This is a genomic window from Streptomyces flavotricini (assembly GCF_020639365.1).
Classification (GTDB): domain Bacteria; phylum Actinomycetota; class Actinomycetes; order Streptomycetales; family Streptomycetaceae; genus Streptomyces; species Streptomyces flavotricini.
On the sequence record NZ_JAINUL010000001.1, the window covers coordinates 5,111,735 to 5,126,469 of the forward strand.

Consider the following 14,735-nt stretch of genomic DNA (forward strand, 5'->3'; position numbering starts at 1 on the left):
CCGGCGGACCCATCTTCCCTCGCCCCTCAAGGGCGGGCCCCGGCACGCAGCGCCTTCACCGCTACGCCGCTACGCACTCGCCACCTCCACGACTGCGCCACCCGACCCGACCGCCCACCACAACGCGATGCCTGAACGACAGCAGCGGACGGGGGCGACAACCGCAGCGGGGCCGTACATGCCCGACGACCAGCGCGTACGGCCCCGCCCTCGGATGGTGCCCTCACAAGCATCGGGCGCGGACGGCGAGGCCCCGCGGCCGCATCGTCGAACGTGCGGTGGTCAGTTCGGCATGTGGCGGGCGTAGCGTTCGTGGGCTGACTGGCGTGTGCAGCCGAGGGCGGTGCCGATCGCTTCCCAGGAGACCATGGCCTGCCGGGCTGTACGGACCGTGCCGAGGGCGAGGGCCGGGGTGGTGTCCTGGAGGCGGGCTACGGCGCGCAGTGCGGTCAGCGGGCTCGTCTTCGAAAGTTCGGTGATCCGGTCCTGGGGGGCAGTGAGCATCTGCTCGACGTCGCGGGGGATCAGGCCTTCGATGGTGGTGACGTGGTATTCCCAGTCCGCGAACGGTCCGGTCCTGGCCTCCTCGCCTTCAGTCGCTGTGACGTCGCCCCACACGACCGGGTGCGTGGCGTCCGCGCGCCAGCCGCATCCGCACGCGCCTTTCACCGCGACAGCGCGTTCGGAGACCGTCCGTCACTGTCCCACCACGCGGTACTCCCGCCCAAAGCCTCCAGTGGCAGGCCCTGAGAAGAGGTGTAAGGACAGGCGGAGTGGATGTTGCCGACCGCAAACGGCCGTCTTCCCCAACCGGGGAAGACGGCCGTCCTCAGGTCGCGAGTCGGAGAAACGGGATCGTCAGGGTGCGGGTACCGGGAGGGGCGCCGCATTCAGGCTGGTGTTGGTCCATCGCTGGGCGTCTGAGCCGTTGCAGTCGAACAACCAGAGCGGGGTGCCCGGGGTGGTATTGAAGTTGCCGAGGTCGATGCAGCGCCCGGAGACCGGGTTGTAGATCGATCCATCGGCCCGGTGGAGGAATTTCTGCGCCGGCGTTCCGTGGCAGGTCATGAGCTGAATCGGCGTCGTGTTGGCGGTACCGGCATTGGCGGCCTCCAGGCACATGCCCTGGATTCGAAGCGCCCCATCATCCTTGGTCTCGAACTTCTGGGCCACGGTGTCATTGCAGCTGGTGACCTGGATCTTGTTGCCGTCCTGGGCGAGGGCCTGGTCGTTGTCAATGCAGGTGGTCGGGGCGGCCGTCATCGAGATCCGGGTGGTGACCGCGGGAGCGGTGGGTGCGGCGGCGTACGGGTAGTAGGCGAAGTTGCTGACGCCACCGGTGAGGCTGTCCTGCGGGCCACCGTCGACCTTGAAGCGGCCGAACACGAGGGGCCCGCTCGGGGCCGGGCTGGTGGAGGCGGCGTGCTGACCGCTACCCGCCAGGACGCCGTTGACGTAAAGGCTCATCTGACCGCTGTCGGCGTTGAAAACGGCGGTCAGGCGGGTCCAGGCATTGGGCGTGAAGCGGGCGCTGTCGTTGACGATGTTGGTGAAGTCGAAGGGCCAGCCGTTACTGTCGGCGTTGGCCAGGGCGAAGTGCCAGAAGGAGTCCTTCGCGTCGGCGTAGAGGATGAACGAGCTGCTTCGGCTGGTGTCCTGGCTGGCGATGATGCCGGTCTTGTCGCCGGGCTTGGCCCAGGTGCTGAGCGTGAAGCTCTTGCGGGTGTCGACGACCGGAACTGCGGTGGAGATGGTCGACTGGGCGCCGTTGAATGCCGCGTACGGGGTCTGTCGGCCGCCGATGGTGTCGACGGTCCATGTGATACCGGATGCGGTTGCCGGGTACTTCTTGCCGGCATCGGCGCTCGGCGCGGTGGTGCTGCCTGGCTGTTCGGCCAGCTTCCACTGGGCAGCGGGCAGGGTCACATTGCCCATGAACACCGGAGTCGAGTCGACGCCCGTGACGGTTGGGCCGGTGGCGCCGTTCGGAGCGGTCCCCAGGCCCTTGAAGGCGAAGAGCTGCTGGTTGGTGTCGACGGCCCACAGATCCGGGATGCCGTCTCCGGTGAGGTCGCCGTCGGAGCCGACGCGGGGGTAGCGCGCGGGGTCGTACTTTCCGCTGATGGTGCCGGCGGTCGGGTTGGTGAAGCCGGTGAGGTCTAGTGCTTCCGGGCTGCCCTTTACCGAGAAGGCGTGCAGGGTGCCGTCGGTCTTGGAGCGGGCCCAGAGGGTGGGCAGGTCGGTGCCTTGTGCGCGGCCGGGTGTGAGCAGTTCGTAGCCGTCCCAGCGGGTGTCGTTGGCCGAGAGCAGGATCGCGCTGGAGGCCAGCTTGTTGGCTTGCAGGCCAGCTTTGCCAAGCCAGAGCCGTCCGTTTTCTATGAAGAGCAGGGAGGTCTTGGCGAGTGCGCCGTCTTGGGCGCTCTCGCCGGCCGGGGAGCCGAAGGCGGCGATCTGGGTGACCTTCGACCAGTCGGTTCCGTAGCTGTTGGTGGCGCAGGGGATGGTCGCGCCTGTGGAGCTCAGGCAGGTGGTCGGCTTGCCGATCGCGATGGGTGCCTGGCCGTCGAATCGGGCAGTGGCGTCGTTGGGGAAGATGTAGAGGTTGGGGTCGGTGGGTCGGTGGGCGATGAGATCGTCCACGTTCTTGGAGCCGAGGCTACCGCGGTGGGTGGTCTGGACGCCGTTCCAGGTGGACCAGCCAGTGGCGAGGTTGGGCCGGGCGGTGACGGCGCCGGCCGGGTCCGCGTCTCCGCCGATCTGGCGGAGGTTTCCGGCGCCGTCGGCGAGGAGGACGTCCGGCTTCGAGTCACCTGTGATGTCGCCGAAGACCGGGGTGGTGTTCGCCTTGGACGGGGCGTAGTAGCTGTAGGCGACGGGTTGGGACATGTTGCCCGCGACGTCCTGCGTCTGCAGGTACACGAAGTTCGTTCCCCAGCGCGGGGGCGTGACCTTGATCGTCGCCGCTCCGCCGGTGAGCTTGATGATGCGCGGGTCGGTGGCGGAGTCGGTGCACTTCCAGCTGGTGTCGGCTGCCTTGACGGGGTCGGTGGTCCAGCGGGCGCAGGCGAGGCCGGAGCTACGTCCGCCGCCTGCGGGGGCGGGGTCGGCGCCGGTCAGGGTGAAGGTGCCTTCGTCCCCGACGTGCTTGGGGAGGGCGCCGACGGTGCCGGAGGCGGGGAAGTCGGTGGAGGTGACGGCGGCGGTGGGCGGGGTGCGGTCGACGCGGAAGTAGCACCATTCGGTCTCGGTGCTGGTCAGGGTGCCGTCGGTGTCGCGGGCCGTCCAGCCGTACTGGTGGCCGTCGAGGAGTCGGCCCGCGTCGACGGTGGCGTCGCCGTAGTCGCCGTTCCAGCCGGTCTGGAACCAGGAGGTGGCGCCGCTCTTGTCGTCGTCCCAGAGCTGGAACGTCGTCTGGAGCTGCCGCTTGGTCGCCGAGTACGTCATGGTGGTCAGCGTGATGTTGTTGTTGGCGCTGACCCAGCCCGGGTTGTCCCACGGGTTCGCGGTGCCGGGCGTGCGGCAGTCGGCGTAGGAGGCGGAGTCGGCGAAGCCGGGGGTCGGCCGGGTGCGGGGCCACCACACCGTGGGCCTGACGGCGTACTCGACGACGACGTGCGGGCTGTTGGAGAACCGCTGGCGGTACTCCTTCTTGTTCTCGTCGTCGGGCGCGAACCCGAAGGTGAAGGTGGACCAGTGTTCCTTCGCGGCGCTCTTCATCTGGGCGGTGACGTCGTACTGGATGTCACCGGTGCCAGAGATGGTCGCGCTGCCGATGCGCGAGCAGCCGCCCATGCGGGAGCTCGCGGCGCACGGCTGGTTGGTCCACTTGGTGGGGTTGCTGATGCCGCCGGTGTGGTAGAGGCCCATGGGGGTGGGGGTGCTGGGGCTGGAGGAGGAGACGACGGTGGCGTTCAGGCGTGCGTCGATGACCTCGGCGTCGTACAGCGAGGAGTTGATCCCCAGTTGGAAGTAGGCGCGTTCGCGGCCGAACCTGGTGCAGGTCGATGAGTAGCCGCAGTAGCCGGCGGCGGGGGTGTTCTGGCCGTCTGCGGTGCCGTTGAACTCGTTGGTGTCGGGGTAGGCCTCCTGGACCTGGGACCAGGCCTGGGTGCCGTTGTCGAGGGTCGGGTTGATGCCGGGGTCGAGGTACCAGGGGCCGACGCCGTGGGTGAGCAGCGCGGCGTCCGGTACGAGCTGGATGCCCTTCGGGTCGACGGTGGTACCGATCTCGGCGATGGCTGCGGCGGAGCCGGGACCGTCGGCGCTGGACTCGGGTGCCCTGTCCGCGGAGGGGGCTGCCAGGAGCGTCGCGGCGGCGGACTTGCCGGAGGTGGCGCTCTCGGAGAAGGCGGGGGCAGCGGTTGCCGAGTCCCACATGAGGGATGTGGGGCTGGAGAAGCGGGCTTTGCCTTGGGCGTCCTTGGCGCTGATGTTGCCCGCGTCGTCGGCGGTCACGTTCAGGGCGGGTGCGTCGACGGCGAGGTGGATCTTGCTCAGGGCCGGGTTGGCTGCGGCTGTGGCGGTGCGCACGATGAGCACCTGGCTCCACCCGCCGAGCGTGTTGACGCTCAGTCGCAGGTCCACGTCTGGCAGGACGTTGGCGTACAGGGCGTCGTTGCCGTTGACGGTGGGCTTGGGCAGGTCGAAGGGCGCCTTGACCGCGAGCTTCTTGCCGTCGTGCGTGGTCATGGTGGCCATCGGGCCGGTGCCGCCGCCCGAGAGGCTGACGTCGGATACTGCGGCGACCGGGGAGAGTGAGCCGTCAGCGTTCGAGTGCAGTGTGGCGTCAGCGGGTCGCCACGCGCCGTCCTGCGTCTTGACGCGCTCCGGCAGGGGGGCCGCGTCGGTGGTGAGTGTTCCGCGCGGTGTGATGAATGTTTGCGAGTTGGTCGTGGTCAGGTGGTCCAGGAGTACCGGCTTCCCTGTGGTCCTGGCCTTTTCCCGGGCCGTGTCCACGGCCTTCTCCTCGGCGGTGGCCGCAGGCTTGGAGGTGGCGGCGGGCCACTGGTTGTCGGCCGGCCCCGTGCCGGCAGCCGCGAAGGCGGGCGGGACAGTGAGCAGGCCGGCTCCCGCAGACAGCACGGCGGCGCCGACCAGATGGAGCATGACCCGGGAGGACCTCCGGTGACGGAGCCCCCTCCGTCTCGGGTTCGGTGAAAGGGAAGGTGGCAGCCCCACGGCAGAGATCCTCGCTGATGGCGTCGGTAAACAGAGTTCAGGCGCACACTCCTTGCCGTCTGCAAACCTGTCAAAAACCTGTGTGGCGTGTATGTCCGGTTGATCACATGAAGCGACAGGTTGTCCAGCGCGTGAGATTGATCATGTAAGGGATTCCTAAGGAAAATCTGTACTGCGGGAGTTCCCCTCCTTAAAGTGCGTTTGATCCGGGCCATAGGTCCGGCTTTTTTGCGTTCTTGATCATGTGGGGGATTTCGTTGTCTCGTCGGAGTGGGCTGTTCGTGCGCGTGCGCACGAGACGGCCCCGTGTTGCGATGGTTGCCGCACTCGCGGTGCTCATCTCTGGTCTGGGGCTTCCCGCGGTTGAAGCCGCGGACAAGCCGCCAAAGGTCTGGGTTCCGCCCAAGACAGCCCTGCCCGGCGCGAAGCCGGTCAAGGGTTCAAACGCCAAGTCCGCTCCCCCGCAGGGGAAAGCACGTAAGAAGTGGACGCCTGACGCAAAGGCCAAGTCCCCTGCCGGGTTGGCCACCGTAGCGGTCGGAAACGGCGCGTCGGCAGGCGGTAATAGCGGCCAATCGGCTGTGCAGGCCGGTGATTTGCCGGTCTGGCTCGCACCTACGAAGGGTGCAAACCGCTCCGCGAAGCTGTCTGAACTCGCGACGGGTGGAAACGGCAGCGGCGACAGTGCCCTTCGGGTCGAGGTCCGCGACGCCGACAAGACGCGCGCGGCCGGAGTCGGCGGCGCGCTGGTGTCCCTGACGGACACTGCGGGCGCCGCCTCCTCCGGCAGGGTGGAGGTCGGTTTCGACGTTTCAGCGTGGGCCAAGACCACGGGTGCCAACTGGGGCGACCGCGCGCGCGTGGTCCGGCTTCCCGAGTGCGCTCTGACCACCCCCGGCGCCGCTGGCTGTACGACTCGTACACCCGTCGCCTCGCACCGGGATGCCTCTGGGCGTCTAGTCGCCGAGGTCGATGTGCCCAAGGCGCCGGCGTCGGGCACTGCCAAGTCACTGTCCGGCGTCCAGTCCGCTCCGGCGGCCGCGCCGCAGATGCTGGCGACGCAGTCCGTCGCGCTCGCCGTCGAACCGGGCCCGTCCGGTGCGAGCGGTGACTTCACCGCGACCCCGCTGCTGCCCTCAGCCTCCTGGCAGGCCGGCGCGAACGCGGCGAACTTCACCTACGGCTACACGGTCGAACTGCCGTCCTCGATCGCGGGTGGCGCGCCGAGCGTCTCGCTCGGATACGACTCCTCCTCCGTGGACGGCCGTACCGCGTCGACGAACGCGCAGGCCGGCCAGTTCGGTGAGGGCTGGGAGTGGCATCCGGGCTCGATCTCGCGCTCGTACAAGCCGTGCAAGGACGCGGGCATCAAGGACTCGGGCGACGAGTGCTGGGCCGGCGACATCCTGTCGCTGAGCCTGGCGGGCCACGCCGGCCAGATCGTCCGGGACGACACGAGCTGCGTCTACCGTCTCCAGGGCGATGACGGTACGAAGATCGAGCGCCTGACCGGCCAGCGGAACTCCGCCTGGAAGGGCGAGGGCTTCAAGGTCACCACGACCGACGGGACCCAGTACTACTTCGGCTCCAACCGTCTGCCCGGTGGCGACGGCACCGACCCGGAGGCCAAGTCGGTCTCCACGGTCCCGGTGTACTTCAACAGCGGAGCGGACAAGTGCCTCGGGGCCGAGACCCCGGCCAATGGCACGTGGCAGCAGCTGGGCTGGCAGTGGAACCTCGACTACGTCGTGGACCCGCACCAGAACCTGGTCTCCTACCGCTACGAGCAGGAGGACAACTACTACGGGCGCGGCGGCGGCCAGAACAACGGCACCGGCACCAACACGCTCTACCAGCGCGCCAGCTACCCGACCTGGATCGGCTACGGCCAACGCCTGCCCGACCAGATCACGGCCAAGGGCACTGCCACCCCGGCCGTCCAGGTCACCCTGAAGAACGCCGAGCGCTGCGTCCCCGGCGGGGCGGTCACCTGTGATCCGTCCCAGCGGAACAAGACGAACGCCAAGTCGTGGCCGGACACCCCGGTCGACCAGGAATGCGCGGCCACCGGCCAGTGCCTGAACCTGTCGCCCACCTACTTCACGACGAAGAAGTTCACCCAGCTCTACACCGAGGTGTGGACGGGGACGGCCTGGCGCAAGGTCGACACCTACGACCTGAGCCACTCCTTCCAGGACCCGGGCGACGGCACGTCCCCGACCCTGTGGCTCGACTCGATCAAGCGGACCGGCTCCAACGGCAAAACTGCGCGCGACCTGCCGCCGGTGACGTTCCAGCCGCTGCAGATCGCCAACCGCGTCGACGGCGTCGTACGGCGCCCGGACGGTACGGACGCCTCGGCGCCGCGGTACAACCGGCCCCGCATCCAGAAGATCACCACCGAGACCGGTGGCCTGATCAACGTCGCCTACAAGGCCCCGGAGTGCTCCCGCCTCAAGGGCACCATGCCGTCCTCCGAGGACGGCAACACGATGGCCTGCATGCCGGTCAAGTGGTACCTGCCCGGCCAGTCCTACCCGGACCCGGTCAACGACTGGTTCAACAAGATCGTCGTCCAGTCCGTCACCCAGCAGGACATGGTCGCCGGCCAGGTCACCACCGTGACCGACTACGAGTACGGCGGCGGCATCGCCTGGCACCGCAACGACTCCGAGTTCGCCGACCCCAAGACCCGGACGTGGGACCAGTTCCGCGGCTTCGCCACGGTCACCACCCGCACCGGCAACGGCAACGCGGCCGAGGCCCCGCGCACCAAGAGCGTGGCCACCTACCTGCGCGGCATGGACGGCGACGTCCTCGCCAACGGCACCAAGCGCAGCGTCAGCGTCCCGGACACCCAGGGCGGCTCGATCAAGGACGAGGACGTCCTGTCCGGCTTCGTCCGCCAGAACGAGACCTACGACGCCGACGGCGGCAAGGTCATATCGGACGAGGTCACCACCCCGTGGATCGGCCCGGTCACCGCCACCCGCGCCCAGTCCGGCGGCATGCCGGCCATCACGGCCCGAACGGTGAACACCTCCAAGGTCACCGGCCGCGCCAAGCTGGCCAACGGAACCTGGCGTACGAGCGAGCGCAGTTCGACGTACGACACGACGCTCGCCACACGCCCGCTGCAGGTCGACGACTGGAGTGACACCTCCCGTCCCGACCAGCGGCTGTGCACCACCTTCGAGTACCCGACCGGGCCTGCCGGTACGGTCGCGGAGGTCGCCTCCCGCACGCTCGTCCTGTCCGGCACCTGCGGCCAGACCCCGACGGCGGCGAACACGGTCGGCGACACCCGCAGCTTCTTCGACGGCCTGGCGTACGGGAAGGTGGGCTCCGCCGGGGACGGCACGGGCACCGAGGTCCTGGAGAAGTACGACGAGGCCGGGAAGCCCGTCTACCGTCTGAACTCCACCTCGACCTATGACGTCTACGGGCGTGTCACCAGTAACACCAACAAGACGCGCACGGACGCAGCCCACACGGGCGGCGCGGTGACGAAGACGACGTACAAGCCTGCCACGGGCGGTCTGCCGACGCAGGTCACGCACACCAACCCGATGGGCTGGAAGTCGGTCACCACCCTCGACATCGGCCGCTCGCTGCCGCTGAAGACGACCGACGAGAACCTGCGGGTTGCCGAGCGCGACTACGACGGTCTCGGCCGGGTGGTCTCCATCTGGCAGCCGGGACAGGACCGTACGAAGAACGACCTTCCGGTCCGCAAGTTCTCGTACGGGATGAACGGTACGAACGCGCCGTCGTTCGTTCTGAGCCAGGCGCTCATGAACGACAACTCGTACACCTCCAGCTACTCCATCTACGACGGTCTGGGCCGCGTCCGCCAGACGCAGGCCAGCACTCCCTCAGGCGTGTCCGGCCGCATGGTGACGGACGCGCTGTTCGATTCGCACGGCTGGCAGGTCAAGACCAGCGCCGCCTACTACACCGACGAGGGCGCCCCGGGCGCCGCGCTGTTCCTGCCCAATGGAGGCGTCAACCCCGACAGCAAGATCCCTGCCCAGACCGTCTCCGTCTTCGACGGTCTCGGTCGTACGACGGCATCCGTCTTCCAGTCCTACGGCGTGGAGCAGTGGCGCTCGAAGGCCGAGTACCCGGGAGCGGACGAGGTCCGGTCCATACCTCCGAAGGGCGGCTTCGCCAGCGCGTCCATCACGGACGGAACCGGGCAGACCGTCGCTGTACGCCAGTACAAGTCGAACACGCCTACCGGCGCGTACGACGAGACCACCCACGGCTACAACAGCCAGGGCCAGGAGCTGTGGCGCAAGGACTCGGCGAACAACCAGTGGACGTTCTCCTACGACCTGCTCGGCCGACCGGTGAAGTCGACCGACCCGGACTCGGGCGTCAGCACCACCGTCTACGACGACAGCAAGAACCTCGTCACCGTCACTGACGCCCGCAACAAGAGCGCCACCACCGTCTCCGACCTTCTGGGCCGCACGATCGCGACCTATGAGGGCACGGCAGTCGACCCGGCCAAGCAGGTGGGCGCTTTCACCTACGACACCCTGGCCGTCGGCAAGCCGGCCACCAGCACCCGCTACATCGGCGGGGCAACGGGCAGCGCCTACACCACGGAGGTCACCGGGTACGACAGCGGCTACCGCCCGCTCGGGACCAAGGTGACGATCCCGGCCGTCGAGAAGGGGCTTGCGGGCACCTACGAGTCCAAGAACACCTACGACGCGTACGGGCAGCTGCAGACCACCGAGCTCCCGGCCATCCCCAACGCGGGCCTGGGCGTCGAGACCCTGGCGTATGGCACTGACATCGCGGGCAACCTGACCTCGATCGACAGCCAGATCGGCGCGGTCGCAACCCCGTACGTCGTGGACCTGCGGTACGACCCGTACGGCCGGGCCATCCGTACCACCATCGGAAAGACGGCCAAGCAGGTCGTCTCCACCATCGACTACGACATCGCGACCGGCCGGCCCGTCCGATCCACTTTGGACAAGCAGACCGCGGCGACCGCCAGCGTCGACGCCGTCGACTACACCTACGACCAGGTCGGCCAGCTGACCTCGATCGGCAACACGCAGGACGGGGCAACCCGCGACCTGCAGTGCTTCACGCACGACTACCTGGGCCGGCTGACGCAGGCCTGGACCGACACCGGGACGCAGGCCACTGCCCCGCAGCCCAGCGTCCGCGGAATCGGCTCGTGCGCCAATGCCGGCGGCCCTGCCGTCGACAGCAAGGGCAAGCCGAGCGTGGGCGGTCCCGCCCCGTACTGGCAGCAGTACGAGTACGACAAGCTGGGCAACCGCACCAAGCTGGTCAAGAAGGACGTCACCGGCAACGCGGCGAAGGACACGACGGTCACCCAGACCTTCGGCGGCCCCGCCAACACCCCTTCCTCCGACCCCAAAACGGGCGGCGGCACCGGCGGCCCGCACGCCCTGATGACCTCCACGGAAACCGGCCCGTCCGGCACCAAGGCCACCTCGTACACCTACGACGCGGCCGGCAACACGGCGGGCATCACCACCACCGCGGGCACCAAGACCCTCACGTGGAACGACCAGGGCAAGCTCGACAAGATCATCGGTACCGGTGAGAGCGCCGGCACCAGCTACCTGTACGACACGGGCGGCAACCAGCTCATCCGCCGCGACCCGACCAGCGCCACGCTCAACCTCGGCACCGACCAGATCACCCTGGACACCGCCACCGGCAAGGTCTCCAACGCCCGCACCTACGGTGCGCCGGGCGGGCTGTCCATCACCCGCGTCACCACCGGCGGAACGTCCACGCTCGCCTACCAGAGTTCGGACCACCACGGCACGGGAGGCGTGCAGTTCAACGCCTCGGACCTCACACAGGTCCGCCGCGCCTCGGACCCCTTCGGCAACGACCGCGGCCCCCAGCCCGCACCCGGCGTCTGGGCGGGCGACAAGGGCTTCGTCGGCGGCACCAAGGAGAAGGCCACCGGCTTCACCCTCCTCGGCGCCCGCGAGTACGACCCGACAACCGGCCGCTTCATCAGCCCCGACCCGCTCATCGACGCGAACAACCCACAGCAGTGGAACGCGTACGCGTACTCCAACAACAGCCCCATCAACGCATCAGACCCCAGCGGACTGATGCCGATCACGTGCACCAACGACTGCGGCTCCGACTGGGAGTGGACAGAAACTCACACGTCTCCTCCCAAGTGGGGCGACGGGGAGCCCGACAGCAGCGATCTGGATGCGGCCAACGCCAAGGTCACCCAGACCAAGAAGAAGCGTGACCACCTCATCGGCCAGGTCGTCGACCTCATCGGTGACCTGATCGGCTACAACGACGCCCGGGACTGCTTCACCAAGGGCGACGTCATGGCCTGCATCAACACGGCCCTCAACTTCGTCCCCTGGGGCAAGATCGCCAAGGCCATCAAGGTCGGCATCAAAGCCTTCAAGATCTACAAGGAAGTCAACAAGGCCTACGACGCCGTCCACGCCGCCGAACGAGGAGCAGCCCAAGCCGCCGAGTCCTTCAGCAAGGCCAAAAAGGCCTTCAAGGAAGCCAAAGACGCCGAAGCCAAGGCAGCCCAGTCAGCATCGGAAAAAGCCGGCAAGGAAACCGCCACCGACAGCGCCGGCACAGAAAGCAAAGCCGGCAGAGAATCCTCGGACGCCGACGTCAAGGGCGGCGGCGCCGAGGCCAAGGCCGAACCGACCTCGTGCAACAGCTTCCCTGCAGGCGTCCGCGTTCTGATGGCCGACGGTACGTCGAAGCCCATCGAGGACGTCAAGGACGGCGACGTGGTCATGGCCACCGACCCGCAGACCGGCGAGAACCGGCCCAAGACGGTCACCACCACCATCACGACACCGGACGACAAGGACTTCACCGACCTCACCCTCACCGACGAGGCGAGCCCCCGCGGCCCGCCGACGGAAATCACCTCCACCTATCACCACCCCTATTGGAGTGAGACCCGCCGCCAGTGGGTCGACGCCGGCGAACTCACCCCGAACGAACACCTCCGCCAGCCCGACGGCACCACCGTCACCGTCACGGCCAAGCGCAACTACCCGTACGCGGTCACCACGCACAACCTCACCGTCGGCGACTTCCACACGTACTATGTGCTGGCGGGGGCTACGCCGGTCCTGGTTCACAATTGCGGTCCCGTATATTCGGAAATTTCCGATGGGCGCCGAGGTGCGGCCTATGCGGAGGTGTCCCCTCAGACTCTGGATGATGCGAGTGCTGGACGCATCGGCAGCGAGCCCGGCAAAAGGAAGCCTGATGGTTTCCGGAGTGGTGTAGGCGATTCTCGGGGCCACTTGATCGGCAGGCAGTTCGGCGGCGATGGGCGCGATATGCGAAATATTATCGTGCAGGGTGGAGTGCAGAATAATGGCGCCATCTCGGCGGCAGAGGACGCTATCGCGGCGCACGTTCGGAGTAGTGGAAATACGATCATGATGAGCGTGACGCCCATCTACGGGGAAGCGAAGTATCGCGCAACGCATGTTCGAATCGAGGCCGTAGACGACTTCGGCTGGTCGTTTGATCAGCTAATTCCAAATTTCTAGGAACTTGCCATGAGCGCGCTAAGTTCACTGACCCGCTTGTGTCCGCCACCGATGACACAAGCGGGATCACCCAGAGGGCTGCCCGGCGAGGCAGGTCTGGTCATCCCGCCAAGCCACACGGCCATGCTTGGACTCTATGGCCCCGGCTGTTTCAATGATTTCCTCTGGATCTACGAAAATTCGCGCCCTGATGTTTGGCCGAACATTGGAGCGCGTAGTCGAGAATCCTCGGAGATCCTTTCAGGGAAGGAGATTCCCGAGATTCGGTCCGTAATGGGGCGACTCGGCGCCGCTCCAGGTGACTTGATCCAGTGGGGGAGTACCGATAACGCGGATTCCCTCTTCTGGATCCCGGTGGGCCCAAAGGATCACTGGCCGACCCTGATTGTCGAAGCTGGGCAACTAGACTTCATACTGGTCGAAGAACAGTCACCAGCAGTCGTCCTCGGTCTCCTTCAAGGAACACTTGACTGTCCATTCTTCCCTGTTGAATTCAGGGATTCCGCTCCTCTTTTTGAGAGGTGGTCGGGCGGTCAGGTGGGTGACGATGGCGATTAGGGTTCCTAGCGCATCGAATTCCCTAGTGGGAGTATGTGAGCGTGGCTAAGGTGAACTGATCTTCCTTGCCATGAACAGGAAAACCGCGAGGCCCCCACAGGAGAGTTTCTGTGGGGGCCTCAGCAACTATTTGACGGCAACGGTGACGGCAACGTCAGCGGACGACAGGTGCGACGGGCGGGTCGTCGGGGCCGTGGTCGGCTGGGCAGAGGGCGTCGTCTAGGGCGTCGATGGCTCGGCGTTGCAGGTGGAGTCTCACGTGGGCGTAGACGCCGGCGGTGACGCCGATGTGGGCATGGCCGAGGAGCTCTTTGATGACGACGAGGTCGACTCCTTGCTCCAGGAGCAGGGTGGCGGTCGAGTGTCGTAGGTCGTGGAAGCGGATTCGGCGGAGCCTCGCGTGGTCGAGGAGGCTGCGGAAGCGGCGGGTGAGGTTGGCCGGGTCGAGAGGGCCGCCCGCCGGGGTGGTGAAGACGAGAGCGTTGTCCTTCCAGCCCGCCCGGGCCTCTTTGCGTTCCACTTCCTGTCGTTCCTGGTGACTCTTCAGTGAGTGGACGCATTCAGTGGGGAGTGCGATGCGTCGTTCGGATGCGCGGGTCTTGGTGGGGAGGGCGGTCAGGCCGCCGGTGTGGGTGCGCTGGAGTGAGCGGCGGATGCCACCAGTGCCGGCGCCAGGCTCGGGGATCGTCAACGCGCGTGCGGTGCTCCCGGAGGCGATCGCGAAGGGCGGGTCGGGACGCGCGGTGTACTGGCCGGTCTCGCTCCTGCGGGATCTGCGGGATTCCATGGAGTTTGACCGGCAGGAGGCGCTGGAGTACGGGCGCTCGCGCGGCTCCTACATCCCGACGCGGCGCTCGCTCCTGGTCGAGGATCCGGCACGGCCGCGGGTGCGAATGGGGGGCCGGTGGATCCCGGTGTCCCGCCTGGACGCGGCGGAGCGGCGCCGGCTGCTGGTGGCTACCCCGGGTGGCGGGTGGGAGCCGGCGATGGTGTGGCTGAACCAGTGGGGTCTGCCGATGTCGGCGTCGGGGTGGAAGCAGGTATTCGCCGACGCCAACGTTCGCTGTGCCGCGCGCGGGGTGGATCTGCGGGCGACGCCGCACATGCTGCGCCACTCCTACGCGGTGATCACGCTGGAGCTGCTTTGGCGGGGGCACCTGCAGGCACTGGGCGAGATGAACGAGCGGCAGCGGCTGACCTACCAGCGGGTCTTCGGGGATCCGCTGAACTGGGTTCGTATCCGGCTCGGTCACCGGTCGGCGTCGACGACGGCGATCTACCTGCACACCTTGCAGGAGCTGGAGATGCGGACCCGGCTGGAACTGGTTCCCGAGGGTGCGTGGGAGGCGCCCGGGTTCAGCGAGGAGGGCTGGCGAGAGCAGCCGGGGGTGGCGGCGTGAGCCGGGCAGGCCGCGGGCATGCGGCGACGGTGCC

4 protein-coding genes and 1 pseudogene are annotated in these 14,735 nt (G+C 67.6%); 2 read left to right on the forward strand and 3 right to left on the reverse strand.

From position 1 onward, the window contains the following. Nucleotides 1–282 precede the first annotated feature (282 nt). Entirely contained in the window at nucleotides 283–669 is a 387-nt protein-coding gene (locus K7B10_RS23290; RefSeq protein WP_229338751.1) for a hypothetical protein, read from the reverse strand. 189 nt (nucleotides 670–858) lie between these two features. Then, nucleotides 859–5,106: a ricin-type beta-trefoil lectin domain protein gene (locus tag K7B10_RS40915; protein WP_267501446.1), complete on the reverse strand. Its 4,248-nt coding sequence runs from the start codon at nucleotides 5,104–5,106 to the stop codon at nucleotides 859–861. Nucleotides 5,107–6,152: 1,046 nt separating this feature from the next. Here K7B10_RS40915 and K7B10_RS41320 point away from each other — a divergent pair. Next, on the forward strand, nucleotides 6,153–12,743 hold the full coding sequence (locus K7B10_RS41320) for a polymorphic toxin-type HINT domain-containing protein (protein WP_229338753.1): 6,591 nt from the start codon (nucleotides 6,153–6,155) through the stop codon (nucleotides 12,741–12,743). A 712-nt stretch (nucleotides 12,744–13,455) separates the two neighbouring features. Here K7B10_RS41320 and K7B10_RS23305 read toward each other — a convergent pair. Continuing rightward, a pseudogene (locus K7B10_RS23305) lies at nucleotides 13,456–13,968 on the reverse strand (tyrosine-type recombinase/integrase); the annotation flags it as partial. On the opposite strand from K7B10_RS23305, the gene K7B10_RS23310 reads away from it, so the two are divergent. After that, nucleotides 13,955–14,701 (forward strand): site-specific integrase, encoded by a 747-nt coding sequence (locus K7B10_RS23310; protein WP_229345786.1) that lies wholly within the window; start codon nucleotides 13,955–13,957, stop codon nucleotides 14,699–14,701. The pseudogene K7B10_RS23305 and the gene K7B10_RS23310 sit on opposite strands and share 14 nt — an antisense overlap. Nucleotides 14,702–14,735 lie beyond the last annotated feature (34 nt).